This window comes from Pseudomonas sp. dw_358 (assembly GCF_018449655.1).
Taxonomy (GTDB): Bacteria; Pseudomonadota; Gammaproteobacteria; order Pseudomonadales; family Pseudomonadaceae; genus Aquipseudomonas.
Genome location: NZ_JAAVUX010000001.1, coordinates 725,088 through 750,255, shown reverse-complemented (window position 1 = coordinate 750,255; position 25,168 = coordinate 725,088). Strand labels below are relative to the sequence as shown.

The window sequence follows — 25,168 nt, the reverse complement described above, 5'->3', positions numbered from 1 at the left end:
ATCGGACAGGAGAGGTTTGCGGGGCGTGGAAAATGAGTTGGGTTGCGCCTTCTGATGGCGAAATGCAGGCTTTGGTTGTACCCATAGGTTGCACTCAAGTTGTGCCTGGGTGTTACCAGTGCAACATATTGGTGCGCGATTAGTGCGCATTTTCGGGTAGATCGGTAGCCCTTTGCAAGTTGCTAGCAAAAATCTATTTCTTTCAAGGGTTTGCTGTAAGCGGGGGCTAGAGCTATTTCGGTGCGTTCGTCGGGTTATGAAGCATTTTGGCGCAGAATTTGCGTAAATTATCTGCAACGGGATGTTTCTTTCCTCGAACGACGGTTGAAATCCCTGCCGAACTAACGCTTTTCCTCGCAAAGGTAGCCAAATGAGCGGTACTCATAATTCGAATAACCTCGGGCAGGGGCTCAAGCAGCGCCATGTCACGATGCTCTCCATCGCCGGCGTGATCGGCGCGGGCCTGTTCGTGGGCTCTGGCCACGCCATTGCTGAAGCCGGCCCCGCCGTTCTGCTGGCCTACGCGGCTGCCGGTACCCTGGTGGTGCTGGTGATGCGCATGCTCGCTGAAATGGCGGTGGCGTCTCCGGACACCGGTTCGTTCTCTACCTACGCCGACCGTGCGATCGGGCACTGGGCGGGTTTCACCATCGGCTGGTTGTACTGGTGGTTCTGGGTGCTGGTGATTCCACTGGAAGCCAATGCGGCAGCCGGCATCCTGCATGCCTGGTTCCCCGGGATCGCGGTATGGGTGTTTACCCTGGTGATTACGTTGGTGCTGACCGCGACTAACCTGTTCAGCGTCAAGAACTACGGCGAGTTCGAGTTCTGGTTCGCCTTGATCAAGGTGATTGCCATTGTCGCCTTCATCATTCTGGCCGCCGCCGCCGTGTTTGGCCTGGTGCCAGGTAGCCAGGTCAGTGGTGTCAGCCATATCGTCGACACCCAGGGCTTCATGCCCAACGGGATCGGGGCGGTGATCGCGGCCATGCTGACCACGATGTTCTCCTTCATGGGCACCGAGATCGTGACCATCGCCGCCGCCGAATCCAAGGATCCGGGCCAGCAGATCAGCAAGGCTACCAACTCGGTGATCTGGCGGATCTTCCTGTTCTACCTCGTGTCGATCTTCCTGGTCGTGGCGCTGGTGCCGTGGAATGACGGCCGTCTGCCGCAGCTGGGCTCCTACCAGACCGTGCTGAACCTGATCGGTATCCCGAACGCCAAGATGATTGTGGACGTGGTGGTGTTGGTTGCCGTGACCAGTTGCCTGAACTCGGCGCTGTACACCGCTTCGCGCATGCTCTACTCGCTGAGCAAGCGTGGTGACGCGCCGTCCATGGCCCAGCGCACCTCGGCTGCCGGCACCCCGATTGTCGCGGTCCTGCTGTCGACGGCGGCGGCTTTCGTGGCCGTGTTCGCCAACTACGTGGCCCCGGCCGAAGTGTTCGACTTCCTGCTGGCCAGCTCGGGCGCCATCGCGCTGTTGGTGTATCTGGTGATCGCGATATCGCAACTGCGCATGCGCCACAAGCGCACCGCCAACGGCGAAAAGATTGCCTTCAAGATGTGGCTGTTCCCGGGCCTGACCTGGGCGGTGATTGCCTTCATCGTGGCGGTGCTGACGATCATGGCGATTCGTCCTGACCATCGGGTGGAGATTCTCGCCACGGGCCTGCTGACCATCGTAGTGGTGGCTGCCGGCTTGCTGGTGGATCGTCGTCGCAAGGGCGCCAAGCCGGGTGTGGCGGTGATGGGTCGTTGAACCCTGTGTAAATGAAAAGGCCGCCGTCAGGAATGACAGCGGCCTTTTTTGTGGGTGCGGGCTTCCTGGCCTGTAGGGCCGAGCTTGCTCGGGGGCCGGCCGGCACTGCAGGGCGGTCAGGTCGCGGGGCGTCCTTTCCGAGGAAGCTCGGGCCTGCCGGGAGTGGGGCGTGTCCGCTATGGAGGTTATCTCAGCGGCGAGAAATCCGTCGGGCGCATGATGCGCGTGTCCATTTTCACCGTCAGGTCCAGCTCGCGGACTTTTTTGCCCCAGGCTTGCCATCGCGGGTCGGCGGCCATGCGGTCACGGCGCGCTACACGGTCGTCCAGGCTCTCGTAGCCCCAGATGTGTACCACTTGGTTGATGTCGCCTATCTCGGTGGTGAAGAAGCCCACCAGCGTACCCAGCAGCTCCAGTTGGATAGGCAGGGCTTCGGCCTTGTAGAGGGCGAGCCATTGCGGGGCGCGGGAGGGCTTGAAGGTATAGGTGCGGATTTCGTAATACACAGAGCGTTCCTCGACGATAGGCGGATAGGTAACCGCAGTGATTCAAGGCGTGAAGCGCTCTGCTGTCAATGCGCCTCAGGGCCGAGGTGTGGCGATCGGGCGGGTGGATTTGTAGGTTTCCATTTGCTGCCTGTAGATGTCTGCACGGCGATGCTGGGTGCCATAGCCGCCCTGGGCGGAGACGGTGCCGCTCTGGACGTGATCGAGATAGCGGAACACGGTGCGTGGCGAAAGGAATTTGACGCAATAGCCCAGTTCGATCATTCGGTCTTGCAGCGCATAACCGGGACACCGTTCGTCCATCTGGAAGTGCAGGCCGTGTTGTTTCATGATCCTTACATTCCAGACGGCGCAGAAACTTTTCAAGTGGGTTTCTTTATAAGGCTTTGGCGGTCTTGCCATGACGCCCAGCGCGCGAGCAGTGCGCCGATAATAGTGTTTGGCAAAGCGCGAAGACAGGCGCCAGAGCGTTCGCGGCAGGCCGCGGTCCAGTTGTTCAAGGCAGCCGACGGCAGCGACTTTGGAAGAACCATTGCAGAAAGCCAGCATCAGCTCGAATACATGGAAGTCATGTATGAAAGTGTCAGTATGCAAAAGAAATACATATTCTGTTTCGATATGTTTCAAGGCCAGGTCCAGCGCGCGGCCGTGGGCCACGGTCCCGGTTTCGCCTGCCTCGGCGGCGCGCTCGATCAGGGTGATCCAGCTCAGGGTGCGCAGGTACTCGGTGCTGGCGTCGTTGGAATCATTGTCCACTACATAGACGGGTACGTAAGCGCCCTGTAACTTTTCATGCAAAAGTGTCAGGCACGTCTGTGTAAGTTCAAGCGATTTGTAATTAACCAGTACAATACTGAAGTTGAGCTCGTCTGAGGGAGAACGCAGCATGATCGGCATCTCGACTGAAAGTGAGGCGTTGGATTTATCTCGGCGTGACACCACTCACCACGGTTGAGTGGGAAGAGAGAGGTTGGCGAGAGATTACCCATCAAGTCATTTCAGAATAAAGACGCGATTGTCGTAAATAGGTGAAGGGAGTGCAAAAAATTGTAAGAAAGTGTGGCTTATATAGGCCGGCTGTAAAAGAATTGTCAGTATTAAGTAAAGAGCGCGGCGTCAGCGCTTTTTCCGCAACAGTTTGCTCAGGTGGTACTTGAAGCTCAGCAGGTCTTTGGGCCGTGGCTTGTAGTGGGTCTTGTGGCGCTGGTTGGGGTCGACCTCGGCGGGGCTGGCGGTGTAGTAGTACAGCGCGATGGAGCGGCGGGAGCGGTCTGGTGGGCAGGTCAGCGGCTCTGGATGGCCGTGGTTGCTGTCTTCGTCGGTGTTGAAGATCACGCAGCGGTTGTAAACCGGAAGCACCCTCTCCAGGCAGCGGGTCATGGGCTTGTCCCAGAGCTCCAGGTGGCCGCCATAGCTTTCTTCCCAGTCCGGGTTCAGATAGATGATGGCGTTGATGCGCCGCTGCACCTTGAGCTTCTTGTTCAGACGAAAATCCGAATGCACCCCGAGAAAGCCTCCCGCGCGGGTTTCATGCAGGCCGCCGCCGACAAAATAGGGGTCCGGGATCAGCCCTTCGATACCCGTCAGCCTTTCCATCAGGTTGAGCATGGGGGCGCTGTTGAAGACGGCGAACACGCTGCGCAACCAGGGGCTGCAATGGTTGGGGTTGATCTGGCGCTTGAGCTGGCCCTTGTAGCCACGTTCGTAAAGGGTTTCATCCGCAGTGGGGTCCACTGGAAAGTCGGCGCACAGGCGCGCGATCAGCTCGTCCGGCAGGAAGTTGTCGATGACGACGTGGGGAAAGGGCGTGGCCTGCTGATAGGGCTCGGCCAACGAGGCGCCCATGGCTGTGGCCGCATCGATGCTCAGATCGAGCTCTGGTGTCAGGGCAATGGGCAGGGTATAGGTGTGGTGGGTCATCGCAGCTTCCGGCAGTTCATTGAATGTGCAAGCTGGGCGGAACAATAACCCAGTGCTTTCATGGCGTCTTGCCGGTGAGGTACTTGACGGTGCCAAGGGTGTTACCTGAGCCGTGTTTTAACGGCACAAACAAAAAACCCCTGAATCCTCGCGGAATCAGGGGTTTAGCTGTTTTGGTGCCCAGAGACGGAATCGAACCGCCGACACGGGGATTTTCAATCCCCTGCTCTACCGACTGAGCTATCTGGGCAACGGGGCGCATTAAACTGGTTTTTTAAGGGGTCGTCAAGCGCGAGATCAAAAAAAATTATAATTAATACCGTCGCTTACGTTTTGACCCGGTTATTCGGACGGCGGCACGTAGCCTTCGGCCTTGGCGTAATCCTCGCCGCTGAGGTACTTGTCCATTTCCGCCTGGAGAAATTTGCGGTCCTCGGCGTTCATCATGTTCAGGCGGCGCTCGTTGATCAGCAGGGTCTGGTGTTTCTGCCAGTCGGCCCAGGCTTTCTGCGAGACGTGGTGGTAGATGTCTTCGCCTTTGGCGCCGGGGTAGGGTGGGCGCTCCAAGGCGGGCAATTCTTCTTTGTACTTGCGGCACATCACGGTGCGGGTCATCACAGCTCTCCTGCATTCAAGGCATCGGCCGCGCGTTTGAGCAGCTTCTTGACCGGGGCGGCCAGGCCCAGGCGCGGCGGGGTGGCGAGGTTATACCAGAGCCAGTCGGCCTCGGCCACGTGCTGGGCCGACTCCTCGACCCGCACCAGCCAAGGGTCGATGGCCAGCTGGAAGTGGCTGAAGGTGTGGGTCAGACCGGCCAGCTGGCGCGGCTGGCCCAGGCCCAGGGAGTGCTGGATGGCCAAGTGTTCGAGATCGGCCAGGTCATCGAGCTCCGGCAAGCTCCACAAGCCGCCCCAGAGGCCGCTGGAGGGCCGACGGTACAAAAGAATGGCGTTGTCCTGATTGGCCAGCATCGGCATCAGGGTGCGCTTCTGAGGCACCGCCTTGCGCGGTTTGGGAATCGGGTAGCGGGTCTCCAGGCCGAGCAGGTGCGCTTCGCAGCCCTTTTCCAGCGGGCAGAGCAGGCAGCTTGGCTTGGTGCGGGTGCAAAGCGTCGCGCCCAGGTCCATCATCGCCTGAGTGTAGTGGTTCACCCGCTGCTGCGGTGTGAAGCGTTCGGCGGTGGCCCAGAGCATCTTGGCCACCTTGGGTTCGCCGGGATAGCCTTCCTGGGCGCTGAACCGGGCCAGCACGCGTTTGACGTTGCCGTCGAGGATCGGCGCGCGCAGGCCCATGCTGATGCTGGCAATGGCGCCGGCGGTGGACAGGCCGATACCCGGCAGCTCGATCAGTTGTTCGACGCTGTGGGGAAACTCGCCGGCATGGCGCTCGACGACGATCTGCGCGGTCTTCTGCAGGTTGCGGGCGCGGGTGTAGTAGCCCAGCCCGGTCCACAGGTGCAGCACTTCGTCTTCCGGTGCGGCCGCGAGGGCCTCGACGGTGGGCAGGGCGTCCATGAAGCGGTCGAAATAACCCAGCACGGTACTGACCTGGGTCTGTTGCAGCATGATTTCCGAGACCCAGACCCGGTACGGGTTGATATCGCGCTGCCACGGCAAGTCGTGGCGGCCGTTGTGGTCGAACCAGCTCAATACCGAGCTTGAGAACTGCTCGGGGCTCATCGCTTGAACAGCCCCTTGATGGCGTCTTTCAATTCCGGACTCACTTTGTCTCCGATTTTTTCCTGAATCTTGTCACCGATCCGCTCGGCGGCGGTCTTGGCGGCCAGTTGGGTCAAGCCTTCCTTGTCCACCCGGCAGGCCTTGGCGCCCAGTTCCAGCGGGCCACGGCAGCGCAGCGGGAAGGACAGGCCGATGTAGCGCTCGTTGACCTGGCAGGCCGGGTCCGGCGTGTCGCCCTGGTCGCCCTGCAACACCACCCCGAGGCGGTAGTCCATGCCCAGGACCCGCAGGTCGATATCGCCGTTGCCGTTGATGGTTACCCCGGGAATGCTGGCGGTGAAGTCCTGATTACTGGCAACGCCGTTGTTGAACACCAGGCTGCCTTTGAGCTGCTGGAAAGGCGTGTCCTTGCCCCGTGGCGGGCTGGTGAGGTCCTTGCGGTTGAGCATGGCAATGCCCTGGCACAACTGTTGTTCCAGATTGGCGTTGACCAGCACGCCGTTGTCGATGGCGAAGTCGGCCGTGCCGTTGAGGCTGTCGATCAGGGCTTTCTGGCTGTTGCCGCGACCTTGCAGGTCGCTGTTGAGGGTCAACAGGCCTGTCACCGGCGGGTTGGGCGTGCGGGTCTTGAGGAAGCGCTCCACGGGCACGCGGTCCAGGTGGGTCTGGATCGCCAGCAGTGGTTGCTCGGGGCGTACGTCCAGCAGGCCCTGGGTCTTGAAGCTGCCGTTGTACAGGCCGCCGGACAGCTGTTCGAGGGTCAGCAGGCCGCCGCTGGCTTCCAATTGAAGGGCGGCGTTCTGGATCGGCAGCTGCTGCAGGGTCAATTGCCCCAGGCTCAGGTCGGTTTGCAGGTCGAGGTCGCGCAGCAGTTGAATCGGCAGCAGGCGGTCGTCGCTCCAGGCCAGGTGGCTGGGCTTGTCTGGCAGCGGTCCGGTGCCCGCACCCGCCACGGCACCGGCTTCGGTCTGCTGCACTTCGCTGTGGCGTGCGGCTTCGGCGCTGGCAGCATTGGCACTGCGCGGGGGCAGGTAGCGGTCAGCGTCCAGCTTGTCACCCTGCAACTGCACGCGCAGGGCTTTCTTGCTGAAGTCCGACACAGCGACGCTGCCTCTGTAAGTGCCGCCGTCGAGCTTGAGGTTGAGGTCTTCCAGCGCCAGGCTGTTCTTGCTGCCTTGCAGACGGCCGACCAGTTCGACGCTGCGCAGGCTGTCGGCGGCGGCCATGGCCGGCAGGGTCTGCCCGGCGCTTTCGAGGAAGGTGCGCAGGTCGAATTGAGCAATGGACAGGCCACCGGTCAACTGCGGGTCACTGTCGAGGTTGCGCACATTCAGCTCGCCCAGGGCGCGCAGCTGGTTGGCCGAGAACTTCAGGCCACTCCATTCGGCGACGTTGGCGGCCAGGTCCAGCAGCAGTTGTCCCTGGGCGGAAATGGTCACGGTCTTGCCTTGCAGCGGGTCGCCCGAGACGTCGCCGGACAGGCGCATGTCTTCGAACTGGTAGCGTTTGGTCTTGCGGTCCAGGCGCAGCTCGCCGGCCAACTCGGTACGGGCGCGCAGCACGGGCTGGTTGGTACCAAGGAAGGCCGTCAGTTTGACCGGGATGTCACTGTTTTCGTGCACGGCACCGGTACTCAGCTGGATGCTGTCGGCGGTGAAGTCCTGACCGGTCTTGACGTCGCTGTAATGCACCGAGGCATTGTTGATGGTCAGGCTGTCGATATCCAGCTTGACCACCCGCGAGCTGCTTTCGGCTTTGGGTGGGGCCGGGGCGGGAGCGGATTGCGGCGCGCCGGGAGTGGCCACGGGCGGCGCGGGTGGGGCCAGAGGCTTGCCGATGTCCTGCCAGTTGCCGTGGCCATTTTCATCCCGGGTCAAGGTCAGGTTGAGGCCTTCGACGCGGATATCGCTCATTTCCACTTCGCGGCGCAGCAGCGGCAGCACCCGTACCGACAGCCCGAGCATTTGCAGATCGGCAAAGGGTTGCTTCGGATTGTTCAACGTCGCCACGCTCGCGTCGTGCAACTCAAGTCCCAGCCAGGGAAAGAGGCTCCAGCCGATGTCGCCATTGAGCGTCAGTTCGACACGTGCTTTATCCCGCGCCAGTTGGCGGATTTCATCCTTGTAATCGTTGGGATCGAACAGGTGGGTCAGGGCAAAGCCCAAAGCCACGATGATCAGCAACAGCCCGAGAACACAAAGCCCCAGGATTTTGCCGAACGCTTTCATAGGCGAGTCCTTTAGTCCGAAATCAGAGTTAGCGGAGGAGTATAGCGCCGTGCCATCGACGAATGGGCTACTGGCTCGCGGCCAGCGTCGCATAGGAACGGGCTTCCTGTATCCGGATATTTCCACGAGCCCTCAGCGTGGCCGATCACACGTGCAGTAACGCCTCTGTGTTCGAATGCATACAAATGCTGGCAAACCGCTTTCTTTTCCTTTCCAAATGTTAATCTTTAGGCGCTTGCGTGTCTGGATGCGACTTTTCGTCGCGTTTTGGTCAGGCCTGCCGATAACGCGAGCAACGGCCCGAGAGCGCCACGCCATAGGCGCCCAAGGCTCCCGTGCGACTACTACCAACGAGGTTCATAACAATGAGCAGTATCTCAGCAGCGAACGCAACGGCCGCAGAGCCCGCGTTTCTGTCCAAGGAGCGGATCATCGCCAAGCCAGGCTTCAACCGCTGGCTGGTTCCCCCGGCCGCCCTGGCCATCCACCTGTGTATCGGCATGGCCTATGGCTTTTCAGTGTTTTGGCTGCCGCTGTCCAAGGCCATCGGTACCGAGTGCCCGAAAGACATGGGTTTCTTCAATCAGATGGTCTCATCCAGTTGTGATTGGCCGATTTCGATGCTGGGCTGGATCTACACCCTGTTCTTCATCTTCCTGGGCTGCTCGGCGGCCATCTGGGGCGGCTGGCTGGAACACGCCGGGCCGCGCAAGGCCGGTGTGGTGTCGGCCTTGTGCTGGTGCGGCGGGCTGCTGATGTCAGCGATGGGGGTCTATACCCACCAGATCTGGCTGATGTGGATCGGCAGCGGCGTGATTGGCGGGATCGGTTTGGGCCTGGGCTACATTTCGCCGGTGTCGACCCTGATCAAATGGTTTCCGGACAAGCGCGGCATGGCCACGGGCATGGCAATCATGGGCTTCGGCGGCGGCGCAATGGTTGGCGCCCCCTTGGCCACCGGACTCATGAGCCATTTCGCCGCGCCCGGCGACGTCGGTGTATGGCAGAGCTTCGTGGTGATGGCGGTGATCTACTTCATCTTCATGGTCGGCGGCGCTCTGTCCTATCGCGTACCGCCCACCGGCTGGAAGCCTGCAGGCTGGATTGCGCCGGTGAAGAAAGTCGCCAACGCGATGATCACCAGCCGTCACGTGCACGTCAGCGTGGCCTGGAAAACCCCTCAGTTCCGGCTGGTATGGCTGGTGCTGTGCCTTAACGTTTCGGCCGGTATCGGCATTCTCGGCATGGCGTCGCCACTGTTGCAGGAAGTCTTTGGTGGCAAGTTGCTGGGCTCCGATCTGCCGTTCACCCAGCTGGCGCCGGAGCAACTCAAGGCCATTGCCGCACTGGCGGCCGGTTTCACCGGGCTGCTGAGCCTGTTCAACATTGGTGGCCGGTTCTTCTGGGCGTCGTTTTCTGACTACATCGGGCGCAAGAACACCTATTTCGTGTTCTTCGTGCTGGGGGTGATCCTCTACGCGCTGGTGCCCAACCTCGGTCACATGGGCCAGATCGGTCTGTTCGTGGCGGCGTTCTGTGTGGTGCTGTCGATGTATGGCGGTGGTTTCGCCACTGTGCCGGCCTACCTGGCGGACCTGTTCGGCACGCAGATGGTCGGTGCCATTCACGGACGTCTGCTGACAGCCTGGGCAGCGGCCGGCGTGCTCGGTCCAGTGCTGGTCAACTACCTGCGCGAATATCAGCTGAGCCACGGCGTGGACCGCGCGGCGGCCTATGACATCACCCTGTACATCCTTGCCGGTCTGCTGGCGCTGGGTTTTGTCTGCAACCTGCTGGTAAGGCCGGTGGCCGACAAGTACTTCATGACCGATGCCGAGCTCAAGGCCGAGCAGGCGCTGGGGCATGACAAGGGCAGCGATGGTTCCACCTCGCTGGAGTGGAGCGCGGCGCCTGGCAGCAAGCCGTTGGTGATCGCCGCCTGGCTGGCGGTGGGCATTCCGCTGGCCTGGGGGATTTCGGTGACACTGGCGAAGACGGCGGTGCTGTTTCATTAGGAAAAGTCGGCCGGCAGTCCATCAAATCGCTGCCGGCCTCTTCGCGAGCAAAGCGTGCTCGCGAAGAGGCCGACACAGCCCGTCCCGACTCCGAGGTTCCTGTTTCCTGCCCACACGCCTATAATGATCGCCTTTTCGCCCAATGATTTGCGGAGCTGGTGATGGTCGAACGTAAGGCGTCCGTCGAGCGCAACACTCTGGAAACCCAGATCAAAGCCTCGATCAACCTGGATGGTACTGGCAAGGCCCGATTTGCCATCGGCGTGCCCTTTCTTGAGCACATGCTGGACCAGATCGCCCGTCACGGGCTGATCGACCTCGACATCGAATGCCAGGGCGACCTGCACATCGACGACCACCATACCGTGGAAGACGTCGGCATCACCCTGGGCCAGGCTTTTGCCCAGGCCATCGGCGACAAGAAAGGCATCTACCGCTACGGTCACGCCTACGTGCCGCTGGACGAAGCCTTGTCCCGCGTGGTCATCGACTTCTCTGGCCGTCCTGGCCTGCAGATGCACGTGCCTTACACCCGCGCCTCCGTGGGCGGTTTCGACGTGGACCTGTTCCAGGAGTTCTTCCAGGGTTTCGTCAACCATGCGAATGTCACCCTGCACATCGACAACCTGCGCGGGCACAACACCCACCACCAGATCGAAACCGTGTTCAAGGCTTTCGGCCGCGCGCTGCGCATGGCCATCGAGCGCGATGCGCGCATGGTCGGGCAGATGCCGTCGACCAAGGGCGTGCTGTAATGCAGACCGTCGCGGTAATCGACTATGGCATGGGCAATCTGCATTCGGTGGCCAAGGCCCTGGAGCACGTGGGCGCGGGCAAGGTCCTGATCACCAGTGACGCCACCGTGATCCGCGAAGCCGACCGTGTGGTGTTCCCCGGCGTCGGCGCTATCCGCGACTGCATGGCCGAAATCAAGCGCCTGGGCTTCGACACGCTGGTGCGCGAAGTCAGCCAGAACCGCCCGTTCCTCGGTATCTGCGTCGGCATGCAGGCCTTGATGGAGCACAGCGAAGAAAGCGCGGGCGTCGACTGCATCGACCTGTTTCCCGGCAAGGTGCGCTTCTTCGGCAAAGACCTCTTCGAGGACGGCGCCCACCTGAAGGTGCCGCACATGGGCTGGAACGAAGTGCAGCAGGCCGTGGATCACCCGCTTTGGCACAACATTCCGGACTTGGCGCGCTTTTATTTCGTGCATAGCTATTACATCGAGTCCGGCAAGCCGAGCCAGGTGGTCGGTCGCGGCCACTACGGCCTGGACTTCGCCGCCGCGCTGGCTGAAGGCTCGCGCTTTGCCGTGCAGTTCCACCCAGAGAAGAGCCACACTCACGGCTTGCAACTGTTGCAGAACTTTGCCGCCTGGGACGGGCGCTGGTAATGGCCAAGGCCAAGCCGCCGATCCTGACGCTCACCAGCGAGCAGGAAAGCGAAGCGGCACACAAGATCAAGCGCTTCATGGCTGATCGTTTCGACCTCGACCTGGGTTCTTTCGAAGCCCTGGAAGTGCTCGAGCTGTTCACCCGCGAAATCGCGCCGCACTACTACAATCGGGCGATCTTCGATGTTCAAGCGCACCTCAAGGAGCGTTTCGAGAGCATCGAAAGTGACCTCTGGGCCCTCGAGAAAGACTGACTCGAGCCACGCTGACTGAATTCGACAGGTTTCAACGATGCTGATTATCCCCGCTATCGATCTCAAGGACGGCGCTTGCGTGCGTCTGCGCCAAGGCCGTATGGAAGACTCGACGGTGTTTTCCGATGACCCAGTGAGCATGGCCGCCAAGTGGGTGGATGGCGGTTGCCGGCGCCTGCACCTGGTCGACCTCAACGGTGCGTTCGAAGGCCAGCCGGTCAACGGTGAAGTGGTCACCGCCATCGCCAAACGCTATCCGCACCTGCCGATCCAGATCGGCGGCGGGATTCGCTCGCTGGAAACCATCGAGCACTACGTCAAGGCGGGCGTCAGCTACGTCATCATCGGCACCAAGGCGGTCAAACAGCCTGAATTTGTCGCCGAAGCCTGCCGCGCCTTTCCGGGCAAGGTCATTGTCGGCCTCGACGCCAAGGACGGTTTCGTCGCCACCGACGGCTGGGCCGAAGTCAGCTCGGTGCAGGTCATTGACCTCGCCAAGCGCTTCGAGGCCGATGGCGTCAGTGCCATCGTCTACACCGACATCGCCAAGGACGGCATGATGCAGGGCTGCAACGTGCCTTTCACCGCCGCTCTGGCTGCGGCCACGCGCATTCCGGTGATCGCCTCCGGCGGCATCCACAATCTGGGCGACATCAAGGCCCTGCTCGATGCCAAGGCCCCGGGCATCATCGGCGCAATCACCGGCCGAGCTATCTATGAAGGCACCCTGGACGTCGCCGAAGCTCAGGCTTTATGCGACGCTTACAAAGGCTGAGGAACCGAGCATGGCGCTGGCTAAACGCATCATCCCTTGCCTGGACGTGGACAACGGCCGTGTGGTCAAGGGCGTAAAGTTCGAGAACATCCGCGACGCCGGCGACCCGGTAGAAATTGCCCGGCGTTACGACGAGCAGGGTGCCGACGAAATCACCTTTCTCGACATTACCGCCAGCGTCGATGGCCGTGACACCACGTTGCACACCGTCGAGCGCATGGCCAGCCAAGTGTTCATCCCGCTGACCGTAGGCGGCGGCGTGCGCACCGTGCAGGACATCCGCAACCTGCTCAACGCCGGCGCCGACAAGGTCTCGATCAACACGGCCGCAGTGTTCAACCCCGAGTTTGTCGGCGAGGCCGCTGCCCGTTTCGGCTCCCAATGCATCGTCGTGGCCATCGATGCGAAGAAGGTGTCCGGGCCGGGCGAGACGCCGCGCTGGGAGATTTTCACCCACGGCGGGCGCAAGCCTACCGGGCTGGACGCCGTGCAGTGGGCGATGAAGATGGAAGGCCTGGGCGCTGGTGAGATCCTGCTCACCAGCATGGACCAGGACGGCATGAAGAACGGCTTCGACCTGGGTGTGACCCGCGCCATCAGCGATGCTCTGGGTATCCCGGTGATTGCGTCGGGTGGTGTCGGTAACTTGCAGCATCTGGCCGACGGCGTGCTGCAGGGTGGCGCCAGCGCGGTGCTGGCGGCGAGTATTTTCCATTTTGGCGATTACACGGTCCCTGAAGCCAAGGCGTTCATGGCGCATCAGGGGATCGTGGTGCGTTAAAGACGTTTGTCCGTCAAGATGATGGCATAGTGCCTTGATGTTTTGCTGGACTCTGGCCAGCAGCCTGTGCAAGCTTGGTTCCATGACTGTTATGGAGGCGAAGCCCATGTTGAAGCGCTTGTTGTTGGCCAGTATGGCAAGCTTGTGCCTGAGCATCGCCGGTGGCACCCAGGCTGCCGAGGTGCCTGCCGATTATTCGATGGTGCTGCTTACCGAAAACTTCCCGCCCTACAACATGGCGGCGGGGGGCAAGAACTTCGCTCAGGAAGAAAATATCAGTGGCATCGCTGCCGATATCGTACGCGAAATGTTCAAGCGCGCCGGCATTGCCTACAACATGACCCTGCGCTTCCCCTGGGATCGTATCTACAAGCTGGCTCTGCAAAACCCCAACTGCGGTGTGTTCGTCACGGCGCGCAATGCCGAGCGTGAAAGCGCGTTCAAATGGGTCGGGCCTATCGGGCCGGATGACTGGATCATGCTGGCGCGGGACGACAGCAAGCTGACTCTGGACAATCTGGAACAGGCGCGGCACAAGAAGATCGGCGCCTACAAGGGCGACGTCATTGCCGTGACCTTGGCCGCCAAGGGTTTCGAACCGGTGGTTGCCCTGCGCGACCAGGACAACGCAAAGAAGCTGCAAAGCGGCGAGATTGACCTGTGGGCCACCGGCGACCCGTCAGGGCGTTACCTGGCCAGGCTCGAAGGCGTAGGGCACCTCAAGACTGTGCTGCGGTTCAACAGTGATCAGCTGTACCTGGCCATCAACAAGGACACCCCGGACGAGGTGGTTACCCGCTTGCAGAAGGCACTGGATGCCATGCGTGCGGATGGATTTGTGGATCAGGTGATGGCGAAGTATTTGTAATCGCGCCGCCGCCCCCAGAGCGCGTGGGTGCAGATGATTGAGCTGGCCTCAAGGGCTGGCCGGGTATTCTCCATCCTTCCCATGGGCCGCCGTCGCCCGATTGCCGCGCTCGGCGATCATCTGCTGAATCGATATCCAGTCGACGCCTTGGGCTTTGAGCCCCGGCAATTGCTTCTCCAGCAGGTCCAGCGTCACCGGATAGGGATGCCCAATTACCACCACCGAGCCATGTTTGCGAGCGATGCTAATGGCCGTTTGCAGCTGTTTGGCCACCGCTTCCGGCGTGCGCACGTCATCGAGAAACACATCCCGCGAAACACTGGGCACGCCCGCTGCCTGGGCTTTGGCCGCGCCGACCGTTTTCGGGCTGGTGCGGCTGTCGACAAAGAACAGATCGTGGGCTTGCAAGGACGCCATCAACCAACCCATGGCGTCAGGCCGGGAGGTCATGCGGCTGCCTTCATGGTTGTTCAGACCGACGGCGTAGGGTACCGCCTTGATCGCGGCCTCCAGGCGGGCCTGCAACTCGGCCTGGGGCAGGTCCGGGTGCCAGGCGAACGGACCGGTGGCGGGGTCCATGGGCATATGGATGATCACCGTCTTGCCGGCCTTGTTGGCTTCGCCGGCGAACTCGGCGGCGTGGGGCGTATCCGGCATCACCGCGAGCGTGACCGGCCCCGGCAAGTCCAGGGCGCGGCGATCCCGAGGCAAGTTCTGCCCCAGGTCGTCGATGATCAGGGTGAAATAAGCCGACCCTGACGGCGCCGCGTGTGCGGTCGTCGTCAGGCCCATCAACAACAGCGCAAGCAGTAGCGCGCGCATGTCAGTTGCCGCGCGTCACGCTCAGGCCTTTGAGCAAGGACAGTGCCTGGCTCAACTGGAAGTCGTCGTCCTGAGGACGCGCCTTTTTGCTGCCCGCTGCCGGCGCCGAGCCGGTCGGACGGTCGGCGCCGCCGTTGCCGTTGCCCAGGTGGCCCTGCAAGTCGGCTTCCTTGAAGTTGTCCGAATCCACGTCCGATGTCAGCTTGCCCTGGCGGACTTCCACGTCCGGCACGATGCCCTGGGCCTGAATGGAACGGCCGTTGGGCGTGTAGTACAGCGCAGTCGTGATTTTCAGCGCGCGGTCGCCGTTCAGCGGCAGCACGGTTTGCACCGAACCCTTGCCGAAGCTGTCAGTGCCCATCAGCACGCCGCGCTTGTGGTCCTGCAAGGCGCCCGCGACGATTTCCGACGCCGAGGCGCTGCCGCCGTTGATCAACACCACCAAGGGCACGTTTTCGCTTTCGTCGTGCCCGGTAGCGGAGAAGCGCAGCTCGGAGTTGGCCATGCGCCCTTTGGTGTACACGATCAGGCCGCTGCTGATGAAGTGGTCCACCACTTCCACCGCTGCCTGCAACACGCCACCGGGGTTGTTGCGCAGGTCGAGGATCAAGCCGTTGAGCTTCTTGCCGTTATCTTTGCGCAGCTTGGCCAAGGCCTTGGAAACTTCCTCGCCGGTCTTGACCTGGAACTGGGTGATGCGAATGTAGCCATAGCCGTTTTCCAGCAGCTGGGCTTTCACGCTCTTGACCTGGATGACGGCGCGAGCCACGGTCACGTCGAACGGCGCACCGCCATCGCGGACCAGGGTCAGGGTGATCTTCTCGCCGATCTTGCCGCGCATGCGGTCGACGGCCTCGGTCATGGTCTGGCCTCGGGTCGGCTGGCCGTTGATCTTGACGATCAGGTCGCCGGCCTGGATGCCTGCCTTGGAGGCTGGCGTGTCGTCGATGGGCGAGACCACTTTGATGGTGCCATCTTCCACCCCGACTTCGATGCCCAGGCCGCCGAATTCGCCGCTGGTGCTTTCCTGCAACTCCTGGAAATCTTCAGGACCCAGGTAGGCCGAGTGCGGGTCGAGGTTGCTGAGCATGCCCTTGATGGCATTTTCCAGCAGGGTCTTGTCGTCTACCGGCTCGACGTAGGCCGCCTTGATCCGGTCCATCACCTCGGCGAAGGTGCGCAGCTCTTCCAAGGGCAGCGGCGCCTTGTCGGCCGGCGCGGCGGCAGGCGCAGGGGTATTGACGACCGCACCAGGCGAAGCCGGGCTGGCCGCAGGTGCGGTGGGCGCGACAGGGTCGGCCGCAAAGGCCAGTGGAGCGCCGATGATCACGGCGATAGTCAGGGCCAGCGAGGTGAGGCGTGACAGATGCGGCATTAACAAACTCCTAATCCTGTGTTCTACCGTTCCGTGCGCAAGCCTGGAGCCGGAGCATGTCGGCGTCATCACGACGCCATTGTTCTGGTTTGCGTGTCAGCCGTGGCACCACTGAGCAGGGTCGGTGGGTTTGCCTTGCTGACGAATCGCGAAATACAGCGCCGGGGTTTCCTGCCCGCCGCTGGTGCCGACTGTCGAAATGGTTTCGCCGGCCTTGACCACATCCCCCGCGCTCTTGAGCAGCGTCTGATTGTGTCCATAAAGACTGAGGTAGCCATTGCCATGGTCGAGAATGACCAGAAGTCCGGCGCCGCGCAACCAGTCGGCAAATACCACGCGTCCACCATGGATGGCGTGTACCGCGCTGCCGGCCGATGCGCCGATCATCACGCCATCCCACTTGGTGCGTTCGTCGTCACCACGGGTTTCGCCGAAACGCGCCAACAATCGACCATCGACAGGCCATGGAAGTTTTCCCCGGGCTTCGGAGAATGCACCGCCGAAGGTCTCGCCGCTGCTGGAAACTACCGCGCCAAGGGGCGATTTTGGACGTTTCGGCGCGGGCATGTCGTCATCAGGCTTGCTGGCGTCGGCCTTGGCCTGGGCGCGTGCCTGGGCGTCGCGGTCGCGTTGCTTTTGCGCTTCCTGCTCGGCCAGCAGGGCTTTCTGACGGGCCTCTTCGGCTTCGCGGGCCTGGCGGGCGAGGGTTTCCTCGATGGTCTTGAGGACCTTGGCCAAGTCAGCCTGGTCTTGCTGGCGCGCCTGCAGCTTCTGGTCGCGCTCCTTGTATTGATCGTTGAGCTTGGCCAGGGCGGCCTGACGGTCCTTGCGCACCTGGTCAAGCTGGGCGCGCTGGTCGTCGAGGTTGCCTTGCTGCACCAGCAGCTGGGCTTGTTGCAACTGGCTTTGGCGCTCGACTTCGGCCAACTGGCTCAGGGTCTGATTGAAATTCTTCAACTGCGTCAGGCGCGCCTGGCTCAGGTAATCGTAATAAGTGAGGGTGCGCGCAAACTTCTCCGGGTTCTGCTGGTTGAGCAGCAGTTTCAGATATTCCTGGCGACCACTCTGGTAGGCCGCACGCGCCTGAATGGCAATCAGACGCTGCTGTTCGACGCGAGCGCTCTGGAGCCTGGTTTTTTCGCCATTGAGCCGCTCCAGCTCGCTTTCAGTCTTTTTTAGTTCTTTTTGCAGGGCCTCCACCTGCTTCTCCAGCTTGCCCATTTCGGTTTCTGTTGTGCGCAGATCTTTCTGCACGCCGGATTTTTGTTCTTGCAGCTGACTCATGGTCTTTTGCAGATCGGCGATGTCCTTGCGCGTAGCGTCCAGCTGTTGCTGGGTTTGCGCTCGATCATCGGCAAAGGCCGTGCTCAGCAGGCAGAACGAGGTCAGGAATATCAGGACGCGAAGCATGAGGGTGATGTGCACCAGAGGAAAGTACGAGCCTAGGGAGACCCTAGTATGCCCGCCACGCGTGGCAAAAAAAACGCCTTGGAGCCCTTGGGCTGCAAGGCGTCGGGTGAAAAACCGGTGATCAGCCCTCGACGAGGATCGAGTGGCCGGTCATCTCTTGCGGCTTCTCCATGCCCAGCAGGTACAGCATGGTGGGCGCCACGTCGGCCAGCACGCCGCCCTCGCGGACTTTGAGCGGGCGTTTGCCGACATAGACGAAGGGTACTGGCTCGGTGGTGTGAGCGGTGTGCGCCTGGCCGGTTTCCTTGTCTTCCATTTTCTCGACGTTGCCGTGGTCGGCGGTGATCAGCGCTTCGCCGCCGACCTTGTCGAGGGCTTCGACGATACGGCCGACGCATTGGTCCAGGCACTGGACGGCCTTGACCGCCGCATCGAAGATGCCGCTGTGGCCGACCATGTCGCCGTTGGCGTAGTTGACCACGATCACGTCGAAACGCTGGTGCTCGATGGCATCGACGATCTTGTCGGTGACTTCCGGCGCGCTCATTTCCGGCTGCAGGTCATAGGTGGCGACCTTGGGCGACGGGATCAGAATGCGTTCTTCGCCTTTGAACGGTTCTTCGCGGCCGCCGGAGAAGAAGAAGGTCACGTGGGCGTATTTTTCGGTTTCGGCGATACGCAGCTGAGTCTTGCCGTTGTTGGCCAGGTATTCGCCCAGCACGTTGTGCAGACTGCCGGCGGCAAATGCGGCGGGTGCCGGAATGTTGGCCGAATACTGAGTCAGGCCGACGTAGCCGGCCAGCTTGGGTTGGCGCTTGCGTTCGAATTCCTTGAAGCCGTCTTCGACGAAGGGCCGGGTGATTTCCCGGGCGCGGTCGGCGCGGAAGTTCATGAACACCACGGCGTCGCCGTCTTCGACCTTGACCGATTCGCCGATGGCGGTGGCTTTGACGAATTCGTCGTTCTCGTCCCGTGCGTAGGCCGCGTCGAGGCCTTCCACGGCGCTGGCGCTATGAAACAAGGCCTCGCCATCGACGATCAGGTTGTAGGCGGCGGCCACGCGGTCCCAGCGGTTATCGCGGTCCATGGCGAAATAGCGGCCGATCAGGCTGGCGGTGCGGCCCTTGCCCAGGCGGGCGAAGGTAGCGTCCATCAGTTCGAGGGAAGCCTTGGCGCTGCGCGGTGGCGTGTCGCGGCCATCGAGGAAGGCGTGCAGGTAAATCTTCTCTGCGCCTTGTTTGGCGGCCAGTTCAGCCATGGCCACCAGGTGGTCCTGGTGGCTGTGCACGCCACCGTCGGACAGCAGACCCATGATATGCACGGCCTTGCCGGCGCTGACCGCCTTGTCGACGGCGGCGCAGAGGGTCGGGTTGCTGAAAAAGTCGCCGTCGCGGATGGACTTGGTGACGCGAGTGAAATCCTGATACACCACGCGCCCGGCACCGAGGTTCATGTGGCCGACCTCGGAGTTGCCCATCTGCCCGTCCGGCAGGCCGACGTCCATGCCGGAGCCGGAAATCAGCCCGTTGGGCTGGTTGGCCAGCAGGCGGTCGAACACCGGCATCTTCGCCGAGTAGACGGCGTTGTATTCATGGCTATCGCTGTGGCCGAAACCGTCCAGGATAATCAGTACCAAAGGTTTAGGCGTGGTAGTCATGGATCCCACTCGTTGTTGTTCAAGGTAGAGGTGCATTTTAGGGCATTGGCACCGGTTGCAAGCAACCGACTTTGCGTCTGGAAGGAAGGCCAGGGCCCGGAAAACGGATTTCACTGCACAGACATTAGCAACTGGGGCACAGTTCCATCATGACGACTGCCCGACGGGCTTTGGCGGCCCTTGGCGGCTGTGTATACTGGCCCACATTTTTAAGCTCTGGAACCCGCTGATGCTTGCTCACTTCATCGAATTTGCCACAAATCACTATCTGCTCGTCGGTGTTTTCGCCGTGTTGCTGGTTCTGTTGCTGGTCCTGGAAATGGGCAAGGGCGGCCGCAGCCTGAGCACCCGCGAGCTGACCGCACTGGTCAATGCAGACCAGGGCGTGGTGATCGATATCCGGGCCAAGAAAGACTATTCCAGCGGGCACATCGTCGGTGCACTGAACATCCCCCAGGAAAAAGTCGCCGAGCGCATGGGCGAGCTGGAAAAGCACAAGGCCAAGACGCTGATCATCGTCGACAGTATCGGCCAGCATTCGGGGACTACGTGCGCTGCGCTGATCAAGGCCGGCTTCAATGCCGCTAAATTGTCAGGCGGTGTTTCCACCTGGCGCTCTGACAACCTGCCATTGGTAAAGTGACATGTCCCACGTCGTCGTGTATTCCAGCGATTGGTGCCCTTACTGCATACGCGCCAAGTCGCTGTTGGAGAGCAAGAACGTCGCCTTCGAAGAGATTCGCGTCGACGGCAAGCCGCAGCTGCGCGCCGAAATGTCCAGCAAGGCAGGCCGTACTTCAGTGCCGCAGATCTGGATCGGCGAGACCCATGTCGGCGGCTGCGATGATTTGTTTGCCCTGGAGCGCGCCGGCAAGCTCGACGCGCTACTCAAGGCCTGAACCCTATTTCTACGTCCCGTCATCAAGGATCTGCAATGACCGAGCAAGTCGCAAACGGCGCCACCGATAACGAACCGCAATTCTCCCTGCAGCGTATCTACGTGCGCGACGTCTCGTTCGAGGCGCCGAAAAGCCCGGCGATCTTCCGTCAGCAATGGGAGCCCAGCGTTGCCCTGGACCTGAACACCCGCCAGAAGCCGCTGGAATCGGACTTCTTCGAAGTCGTGCTGACCTTGTCCGTAACCGTCAAGAACGGTGAAGAAGTGGCCTTCATTGCCGAAGTGCAGCAGGCCGGTATCTTCCTGATCAAGAACCTCGACGAGGGGGCCATGAGCCACACCCTCGGCGCGTTCTGCCCGAACATCCTGTTCCCGTACGCCCGCGAAGCCCTGGACAGCCTGGTGACCCGTGGCTCGTTCCCGGCCCTGATGCTGGCCCCTGTGAACTTCGATGCCCTGTATGCGCAAGAGCTGCAGCGCATGCAGGAAGCGGGCGAGGCTCCGACCGTCCAGTAACGGTCTGGTCGCTCGAAAAAAACGCCCTACGGGGCGTTTTTTGTTTGTCGAGCCGCTGCTGACATTGCCGAACCGGTCGGTCCTGCAGGATGGATGCTGCCTGCCTTCAGGCAAACCCCAACTGCCGCCACCCTTCATACACCGCCACCGCCACGGTATTGGACAGGTTCAGGCTCCGGCAGCCTTCGCGCATGGGCAGGCGCAGCTTGTGGTCACCGTCCAGCGCATCCAGCACTTCGGCGGGCAGACCGCGGCTTTCAGGGCCGAAGAGGAAGGCATCGCCTTTCTCGAAGCTGGCGTCGTGAAACGGCCGCGAGCCCTTGGTGGTGAAGGCGAACAGGCGCGGCTGGCCGAGGCTTTCCAGGCAGCTGGCGAGGTCGGTATGGCGTTGCAGGGTGGCGTACTCATGGTAGTCGAGGCCGGCGCGGCGCAGGCGTTTGTCGTCCAGCTCGAAGCCGATTGGCTCGATCAGGTGCAAATGGCACCCGCTGTTGGCGCACAGCCTGATAATGTTGCCGGTATTAGGTGGTATTTCTGGTTGAAAAAGGATGACGTGAAACATGCACGGCTCCGAACTTAAGGGCGGCAAGCATTCTACTCCCGATCCGAAGGAACGTTCGCAACTCTGGCCCCGTGTATTGGGCTCCATCGCGCTATTCGCCTTGATGGTCGGCATGATGATTGGCCGCCTCACCGCGCCCACGCCGGCCGAGCTTGAAGAAGTGCAGGCCCAGCCCGACAGGCTGGTGCTGTGGTTCAACCATGAGACCCAGCTGCACGGCGAGCACGTGGACGGTGCCGTGGCCATGGTTTTTGCAGCCCAGGGTACAGCGCAGAAGGGTCAATTGCTGGTCAACGGCAAGTTTGCCAACTGGGAAGTGGCTCACAGCGATCGAGGGTTGTTCTTGAACCTGGTGGCGGCGCGGCCATTGCATGGGGAGTGGAGTGGAGCGAAGGAAGATGGCCGCTGGCGTCTGGAGATCCTTCTCCGTGAGCAATAAAAGAGGGAATCCCCGGCCTGCCTGTACCAAGGTCCCCAAAAAGGGTGGGAGTGGGTGGCGATGGATGCCACACGTCCCGGTGTAAAGAAGGGAATCCCCGGCCTGCCTGTACCAAGGTCCCCAAAAGGGCAGGAGTGTGTGGCGATGGTTGCCACACGTCCTGTTGTAAAGAAGGGAATCCCCGGCCTGCCTGTACCAAGGTCCCCAAAAGGGCGGGAGTGTGTGGCGATGGTTGCCACGCGTCCCGGTGTAAAAGAGGGAATCCCCGGCCTGCCTGTACCAAGGTCCCCAAAACTGGGGAGTGATCACTCACTCGTAATTTACTTATTGCAGGGGTCGTGCCAGTTTTCAGTTTTAATGTCTCAATGCTCTGCAGGCCTTGATCTGCGGGGCTCGGAGCGTATGAAGAATTTTCAATCGAGGGTTTTTGGTTCGCGCTGCGCCCAGGCTGCACGCCTTGCGGCGGTGCATCGAATCGGTTCAGTGCACAAAAGCGGAGATTTTTTGAACTCTTTGGTGAGTTTGCGTGAGCCTTTGGCTGAACCTTTAGGACCGAGCTTGCTCAGGAAGAGTGCGTCGCCTGCTTCCCGAGCAAGCTCGGTTTTATAAGTTCAGCGGCCCATAAAAAAGCCCGCGACCAGGTCGCGGGCTTTTTTAAACGGTGCAGGAAATCAAGCGTCGTCGCTGTCGTCCTCGTCCCCGCCGTCGATCTTCATCCCCAGCTCCTTGATCTTGCGCGTCAAGGTGTTGCGGCCCCAGCCCAGCAGCACCGCAGCATCACGGCGACGGCCTGCGGTGTGCTTGAGGGCAGTCTCGATCATGATCCGTTCGAAGCTCGGCACGGCGCTGTCCAGCAAGCTGGACTGGCCACGCGCCAAGGCCTGATCCGCCCATTGGCGCAGAGCCTGTTCCCAGTTGGTGACCGGGGCCGAGTCCTGCGGCAGGCTCAGTAGCTCCGGCGGAAGGTCACTGATGTGCACCTCACGGCCCGAGGCCATGACGGTGATCCAGCGGCAGGTATTTTCCAGCTGGCGCACGTTGCCGGGCCACGGCAGGTTCTTCAGGTATTCCTCGGTTTCGCTTTTCAGCAGCTTGGGCTCGACGGCCAGCTCCTGGGCCGCGCGGCTGAGAAAATGCCGGGCGAGGGTCGGGATGTCCTCGCGGCGGTCGGACATGCGCGGGATATGGATACGGATCACGTTGAGACGGTGGAACAAGTCTTCACGGAATTTGCCGGCATGCACCAGGGTTTCGAGGTTCTGGTGGGTCGCGGCGATGATTCGTACATCAACCTTCACCGGGGTATGCCCGCCTACGCGGTAGAACTCGCCATCGGCCAACACCCGCAACAGACGGGTCTGGGTATCCGCCGGCATGTCACCGATTTCATCGAGGAACAAGGTGCCACCATCGGCCTGCTCGAAACGCCCGCGGCGCAGGTTGGCTGCACCGGTGAACGCGCCCTTTTCGTGGCCGAACAGTTCGGACTCCATCAAATCCTTGGGGATCGCCGCCATGTTCAGCGCAATGAACGGCGAAGCCGCCCGTGGGCTGTGGCGGTGCAGCGCATGGGCCACCAGTTCTTTACCGGTACCCGACTCGCCGTTGATCAATACGGTGATGTTGGAGTGGCTGAGACGGCCGATGGCGCGAAACACTTCCTGCATCGCCGGCGCTTCGCCGATGATTTCCGGGGTGCGGGTCAACGCCGGCACTTCGTGCAGGCCCTGCTGTTCCTGGGCGTGCTGGTTGGCGCGCTTGACCAGGGACACTGCTTCGTCGACGTCGAACGGCTTTGGCAGGTATTCGAATGCACCGCCCTGATACGACGCCACGGCGCTGTCCAGGTCCGAATGCGCGGTCATGATGATGACCGGCAGACGAGGATGCTGTTCGCGAATGCGTGCCAGCAGATCCAGGCCGCTGGCGCCCGGCATGCGGATATCGGAAATAATCACGTCAGGCTGCTGGCGGGCAAGGCGGCTCATGACCCCGTCGGCGCTGTCGAAACTTTGCGTGGTCATGCCTTCCTGTTGCAGGGCCTTCTCCAGCACCCAACGGATGGAACGGTCGTCATCGACGATCCAGACAGTTTCACTACGACTCATGACGAAGCGGCTCCTTGTTCCAGCGGCAGGAAGATCGAGAATGTGGTGTGGCCAGGATGGCTTTCACACTCGATCAGCCCCTGGTGCTGACTGATTATGTTCTGGGTGATTGCCAGGCCAAGGCCGGTGCCATCCGGGCGCCCGCTGACCATGGGGTAAAAAATGGTTTCCTGCAGTTCGGCCGGAATACCCGGCCCGTTGTCGATGATTTCGATTTTGCTGACCAGCCGGTGCCGCGTGTGGCCGATGGTGAACTGGCGCATCGCTCGGGTGCGCAGGCTGATGCGGCCCAGCCGCAGTTCGTTCTGGCCACTGATGGCCTGCATGGCATTACGCACAATGTTGAGCACGGCCTGAATCATTTGTTCCCGGTCGATCAACACGTCCGGGATGCTTGGGTCGTAGTCGCGCACCAAAGTGATGCAGCCTTGGCTTTCCGCCTCGACCAGGCTGCACACCCGTTCCAGCACTTCATGGATGTTGGTCATTGCCAGGGACGGCAGCTTGTTGGAGCCGAGCATCCGGTCTACCAGGTTACGCAGGCGGTCGGCTTCTTCGATGATGACGTTGGTGTAGTCCTTGAGGCTTTCTTCGGGCAGTTCGCGGGCAAGCAGTTGTGCTGCGCCACGGATGCCGCCCAGCGGGTTCTTGATCTCGTGGGCCAGGCCGCGCACCAGCATCTTGGTGGTTTCCTGCTTGGACAGTTGCGCTTCTTCCTTGGTGATGCGCAGCAGTCGATCGCGTGGGTGAACCTCCAGCAACAACAGGGTTTCACCGTGGCTGAGGATCGGGGTGACCGCGTAATCGACGGTGAGGGTCTGGCCGGTGAGGGCGGTGAGCATGGCTTCGCGCTTGGTGAACGGGTGCGCTTGTTCCACGGCCTGGCGCAGGGAGTTGAGGGCTTCGACCGACTCGGTGAACAACTCGCTGATGAACTGGCCATGGCTGCGCTGGCCACTGATGGCCAGCAGCATCTCCGCTGCGGGGTTCATGTACTCAAGCCGCAGTTCGGAGTTGAGCAAAATGGTGGCAGTGGTCAGGTTGTCGAGTAACAGTCGGTGCAGTGCATCACTGATGGTCATTAGATGTCGTTGACCTCTTTTGGCACATTGCAGCCTCGGTAAGGTCCGAGTCGCGCGCGTCGATAATTCGCTGATGCACTTAAACTGCAAAAACTAAACCAAAGCTCCGAAAAGA

At 61.3% G+C, this 25,168-nt stretch carries 25 protein-coding genes and 1 tRNA gene; 12 read left to right on the top strand and 14 right to left on the bottom strand.

Features of this window, described 5'->3' with window-relative positions:
* The first annotated feature begins 370 nt into the window (after nucleotides 1–370).
* On the top strand, nucleotides 371–1,765 hold the full coding sequence (gabP, locus tag HB675_RS03425; protein WP_213875677.1) for a GABA permease: 1,395 nt from the start codon (nucleotides 371–373) through the stop codon (nucleotides 1,763–1,765).
* Between the two features lie 185 nt (nucleotides 1,766–1,950).
* On the opposite strand, the gene HB675_RS03420 is transcribed toward gabP, so the two are convergent.
* The 7 genes from HB675_RS03420 to HB675_RS03390 form a co-directional block, all read right to left on the bottom strand.
* Complete coding sequence (locus HB675_RS03420; protein WP_213875676.1) at nucleotides 1,951–2,271, bottom strand: NIPSNAP family protein; 321 nt, start codon at nucleotides 2,269–2,271, stop codon at nucleotides 1,951–1,953.
* Between the two features lie 75 nt (nucleotides 2,272–2,346).
* Nucleotides 2,347–3,159 carry a glycosyltransferase gene (locus HB675_RS03415; RefSeq protein ID WP_213875675.1) on the bottom strand — a complete coding sequence of 271 codons (813 nt, stop codon included), beginning with the start codon at nucleotides 3,157–3,159 and terminating at the stop codon, nucleotides 2,347–2,349.
* Nucleotides 3,160–3,387: 228 nt separating this feature from the next.
* Nucleotides 3,388–4,191, bottom strand: coding sequence for a 2OG-Fe(II) oxygenase (locus HB675_RS03410; RefSeq protein ID WP_213875674.1), 804 nt, complete (start codon nucleotides 4,189–4,191; stop codon nucleotides 3,388–3,390).
* Nucleotides 4,192–4,365: 174 nt separating this feature from the next.
* Nucleotides 4,366–4,441, bottom strand: a tRNA-Phe gene (locus tag HB675_RS03405).
* A 92-nt stretch (nucleotides 4,442–4,533) separates the two neighbouring features.
* The gene (locus tag HB675_RS03400; protein ID WP_213875673.1) at nucleotides 4,534–4,806 is read right to left on the bottom strand and encodes an oxidative damage protection protein; all 273 of its coding nucleotides are present in this window, start codon (nucleotides 4,804–4,806) and stop codon (nucleotides 4,534–4,536) included.
* Nucleotides 4,806–5,870, bottom strand: a complete 1,065-nt coding sequence (gene mutY, locus HB675_RS03395; RefSeq protein ID WP_213875672.1) for an A/G-specific adenine glycosylase — start codon at nucleotides 5,868–5,870, stop codon at nucleotides 4,806–4,808. Before mutY ends, HB675_RS03400 begins: the two co-directional genes overlap by 1 nt.
* Complete coding sequence (locus tag HB675_RS03390; protein WP_213875671.1) at nucleotides 5,867–8,098, bottom strand: AsmA family protein; 2,232 nt, start codon at nucleotides 8,096–8,098, stop codon at nucleotides 5,867–5,869. The genes mutY and HB675_RS03390 overlap by 4 nt, the downstream gene beginning before the upstream one ends.
* 365 nt (nucleotides 8,099–8,463) lie before the next feature.
* Here HB675_RS03390 and HB675_RS03385 point away from each other — a divergent pair, with 365 nt between their 5' ends.
* The 7 genes from HB675_RS03385 to HB675_RS03355 all read left to right on the top strand — a co-directional run bounded on the left by HB675_RS03385 (nucleotide 8,464) and on the right by HB675_RS03355 (nucleotide 14,184).
* Complete coding sequence (locus tag HB675_RS03385; RefSeq protein WP_213875670.1) at nucleotides 8,464–10,113, top strand: OFA family MFS transporter; 1,650 nt, start codon at nucleotides 8,464–8,466, stop codon at nucleotides 10,111–10,113.
* 161 nt (nucleotides 10,114–10,274) lie between these two features.
* Nucleotides 10,275–10,868 (top strand): imidazoleglycerol-phosphate dehydratase HisB, encoded by a 594-nt coding sequence (gene hisB / locus HB675_RS03380; RefSeq protein ID WP_213875669.1) that lies wholly within the window; start codon nucleotides 10,275–10,277, stop codon nucleotides 10,866–10,868.
* A complete protein-coding gene (gene hisH, locus HB675_RS03375) occupies nucleotides 10,868–11,506 on the top strand; it encodes an imidazole glycerol phosphate synthase subunit HisH (protein ID WP_213875668.1) in 639 nt (212 codons plus the stop codon). The genes hisB and hisH overlap by 1 nt, the downstream gene beginning before the upstream one ends.
* Entirely contained in the window at nucleotides 11,506–11,760 is a 255-nt protein-coding gene (locus tag HB675_RS03370; protein ID WP_213875667.1) for a DUF2164 domain-containing protein, read from the top strand. The genes hisH and HB675_RS03370 overlap by 1 nt, the downstream gene beginning before the upstream one ends.
* Nucleotides 11,761–11,797: 37 nt before the next feature.
* A complete protein-coding gene (gene hisA / locus HB675_RS03365; protein WP_213875666.1) occupies nucleotides 11,798–12,535 on the top strand; it encodes a 1-(5-phosphoribosyl)-5-[(5-phosphoribosylamino)methylideneamino]imidazole-4-carboxamide isomerase in 738 nt (245 codons plus the stop codon).
* 10 nt (nucleotides 12,536–12,545) lie between these two features.
* Nucleotides 12,546–13,316 (top strand): imidazole glycerol phosphate synthase subunit HisF, encoded by a 771-nt coding sequence (gene hisF / locus HB675_RS03360; protein ID WP_213875665.1) that lies wholly within the window; start codon nucleotides 12,546–12,548, stop codon nucleotides 13,314–13,316.
* A gap of 106 nt (nucleotides 13,317–13,422) precedes the next feature.
* A complete protein-coding gene (locus HB675_RS03355; protein ID WP_213875664.1) occupies nucleotides 13,423–14,184 on the top strand; it encodes an ABC transporter substrate-binding protein in 762 nt (253 codons plus the stop codon).
* A gap of 48 nt (nucleotides 14,185–14,232) precedes the next feature.
* On the opposite strand, the gene HB675_RS03350 is transcribed toward HB675_RS03355, so the two are convergent.
* The 4 genes from HB675_RS03350 to gpmI all read right to left on the bottom strand — a co-directional run bounded on the left by HB675_RS03350 (nucleotide 14,233) and on the right by gpmI (nucleotide 19,448).
* Nucleotides 14,233–15,006, bottom strand: coding sequence for a divergent polysaccharide deacetylase family protein (locus tag HB675_RS03350; RefSeq protein WP_213875663.1), 774 nt, complete (start codon nucleotides 15,004–15,006; stop codon nucleotides 14,233–14,235).
* Nucleotide 15,007: 1 nt separating this feature from the next.
* Nucleotides 15,008–16,381: a S41 family peptidase gene (locus HB675_RS03345; protein ID WP_213875662.1), complete on the bottom strand. Its 1,374-nt coding sequence runs from the start codon at nucleotides 16,379–16,381 to the stop codon at nucleotides 15,008–15,010.
* Nucleotides 16,382–16,477: 96 nt separating this feature from the next.
* Nucleotides 16,478–17,791 carry a murein hydrolase activator EnvC gene (locus tag HB675_RS03340; protein ID WP_213875661.1) on the bottom strand — a complete coding sequence of 438 codons (1,314 nt, stop codon included), beginning with the start codon at nucleotides 17,789–17,791 and terminating at the stop codon, nucleotides 16,478–16,480.
* A gap of 121 nt (nucleotides 17,792–17,912) precedes the next feature.
* Nucleotides 17,913–19,448, bottom strand: coding sequence for a 2,3-bisphosphoglycerate-independent phosphoglycerate mutase (gene gpmI, locus HB675_RS03335; RefSeq protein WP_213875660.1), 1,536 nt, complete (start codon nucleotides 19,446–19,448; stop codon nucleotides 17,913–17,915).
* A 229-nt stretch (nucleotides 19,449–19,677) separates the two neighbouring features.
* On the opposite strand from gpmI, the gene HB675_RS03330 reads away from it, so the two are divergent.
* From HB675_RS03330 to secB, 3 genes are read left to right on the top strand one after another with little or no spacing between them, the layout of a single operon-like run.
* Nucleotides 19,678–20,091, top strand: coding sequence for a rhodanese-like domain-containing protein (locus tag HB675_RS03330; RefSeq protein WP_213875659.1), 414 nt, complete (start codon nucleotides 19,678–19,680; stop codon nucleotides 20,089–20,091).
* Nucleotide 20,092: 1 nt separating this feature from the next.
* Nucleotides 20,093–20,347, top strand: a complete 255-nt coding sequence (gene grxC, locus HB675_RS03325; protein ID WP_213875658.1) for a glutaredoxin 3 — start codon at nucleotides 20,093–20,095, stop codon at nucleotides 20,345–20,347.
* Nucleotides 20,348–20,382: 35 nt separating this feature from the next.
* A complete protein-coding gene (secB, locus tag HB675_RS03320) occupies nucleotides 20,383–20,862 on the top strand; it encodes a protein-export chaperone SecB (RefSeq protein WP_213875657.1) in 480 nt (159 codons plus the stop codon).
* Nucleotides 20,863–20,968: 106 nt separating this feature from the next.
* Here secB and HB675_RS03315 read toward each other — a convergent pair whose 3' ends face one another.
* Nucleotides 20,969–21,424, bottom strand: coding sequence for a tRNA (cytidine(34)-2'-O)-methyltransferase (locus HB675_RS03315; protein WP_213875656.1), 456 nt, complete (start codon nucleotides 21,422–21,424; stop codon nucleotides 20,969–20,971).
* Between HB675_RS03315 and HB675_RS03310 the strand changes: the two genes are divergently transcribed.
* On the top strand, nucleotides 21,423–21,863 hold the full coding sequence (locus tag HB675_RS03310; RefSeq protein ID WP_213875655.1) for a hypothetical protein: 441 nt from the start codon (nucleotides 21,423–21,425) through the stop codon (nucleotides 21,861–21,863). The genes HB675_RS03315 and HB675_RS03310 overlap by 2 nt on opposite strands.
* A 671-nt stretch (nucleotides 21,864–22,534) precedes the next feature.
* Here the strand turns inward: HB675_RS03310 and ntrC are convergent.
* Both ntrC and glnL read right to left on the bottom strand, forming a co-directional pair.
* On the bottom strand, nucleotides 22,535–23,971 hold the full coding sequence (ntrC, locus tag HB675_RS03305) for a nitrogen regulation protein NR(I) (RefSeq protein WP_213875654.1): 1,437 nt from the start codon (nucleotides 23,969–23,971) through the stop codon (nucleotides 22,535–22,537).
* A complete protein-coding gene (gene glnL / locus HB675_RS03300) occupies nucleotides 23,968–25,053 on the bottom strand; it encodes a nitrogen regulation protein NR(II) (protein WP_213875653.1) in 1,086 nt (361 codons plus the stop codon). Before glnL ends, ntrC begins: the two co-directional genes overlap by 4 nt.
* Between the last annotated feature and the right edge of the window lie 115 nt (nucleotides 25,054–25,168).

Coding starts and splice junctions, on each gene's coding strand:
- ntrC (WP_213875654.1), bottom strand. CDS start 23,971: ATGAGTCGTAGTGAAACTGTCTGGATCGTCGATGACGACCGTTCCATC.
- hisB (WP_213875669.1), top strand. CDS start 10,275: ATGGTCGAACGTAAGGCGTCCGTCGAGCGCAACACTCTGGAAACCCAG.
- glnL (WP_213875653.1), bottom strand. CDS start 25,053: ATGACCATCAGTGATGCACTGCACCGACTGTTACTCGACAACCTGACC.
- hisA (WP_213875666.1), top strand. CDS start 11,798: ATGCTGATTATCCCCGCTATCGATCTCAAGGACGGCGCTTGCGTGCGT.
- HB675_RS03315 (WP_213875656.1), bottom strand. CDS start 21,424: ATGTTTCACGTCATCCTTTTTCAACCAGAAATACCACCTAATACCGGC.
- grxC (WP_213875658.1), top strand. CDS start 20,093: ATGTCCCACGTCGTCGTGTATTCCAGCGATTGGTGCCCTTACTGCATA.
- hisF (WP_213875665.1), top strand. CDS start 12,546: ATGGCGCTGGCTAAACGCATCATCCCTTGCCTGGACGTGGACAACGGC.
- secB (WP_213875657.1), top strand. CDS start 20,383: ATGACCGAGCAAGTCGCAAACGGCGCCACCGATAACGAACCGCAATTC.
- gpmI (WP_213875660.1), bottom strand. CDS start 19,448: ATGACTACCACGCCTAAACCTTTGGTACTGATTATCCTGGACGGTTTC.
- HB675_RS03410 (WP_213875674.1), bottom strand. CDS start 4,191: ATGACCCACCACACCTATACCCTGCCCATTGCCCTGACACCAGAGCTC.
- HB675_RS03370 (WP_213875667.1), top strand. CDS start 11,506: ATGGCCAAGGCCAAGCCGCCGATCCTGACGCTCACCAGCGAGCAGGAA.
- HB675_RS03310 (WP_213875655.1), top strand. CDS start 21,423: ATGCACGGCTCCGAACTTAAGGGCGGCAAGCATTCTACTCCCGATCCG.
- HB675_RS03385 (WP_213875670.1), top strand. CDS start 8,464: ATGAGCAGTATCTCAGCAGCGAACGCAACGGCCGCAGAGCCCGCGTTT.
- gabP (WP_213875677.1), top strand. CDS start 371: ATGAGCGGTACTCATAATTCGAATAACCTCGGGCAGGGGCTCAAGCAG.
- hisH (WP_213875668.1), top strand. CDS start 10,868: ATGCAGACCGTCGCGGTAATCGACTATGGCATGGGCAATCTGCATTCG.
- HB675_RS03390 (WP_213875671.1), bottom strand. CDS start 8,098: ATGAAAGCGTTCGGCAAAATCCTGGGGCTTTGTGTTCTCGGGCTGTTG.
- mutY (WP_213875672.1), bottom strand. CDS start 5,870: ATGAGCCCCGAGCAGTTCTCAAGCTCGGTATTGAGCTGGTTCGACCAC.
- HB675_RS03400 (WP_213875673.1), bottom strand. CDS start 4,806: ATGACCCGCACCGTGATGTGCCGCAAGTACAAAGAAGAATTGCCCGCC.
- HB675_RS03355 (WP_213875664.1), top strand. CDS start 13,423: ATGTTGAAGCGCTTGTTGTTGGCCAGTATGGCAAGCTTGTGCCTGAGC.
- HB675_RS03350 (WP_213875663.1), bottom strand. CDS start 15,006: ATGCGCGCGCTACTGCTTGCGCTGTTGTTGATGGGCCTGACGACGACC.
- HB675_RS03345 (WP_213875662.1), bottom strand. CDS start 16,381: ATGCCGCATCTGTCACGCCTCACCTCGCTGGCCCTGACTATCGCCGTG.
- HB675_RS03330 (WP_213875659.1), top strand. CDS start 19,678: ATGCTTGCTCACTTCATCGAATTTGCCACAAATCACTATCTGCTCGTC.
- HB675_RS03415 (WP_213875675.1), bottom strand. CDS start 3,159: ATGCTGCGTTCTCCCTCAGACGAGCTCAACTTCAGTATTGTACTGGTT.
- HB675_RS03340 (WP_213875661.1), bottom strand. CDS start 17,791: ATGCTTCGCGTCCTGATATTCCTGACCTCGTTCTGCCTGCTGAGCACG.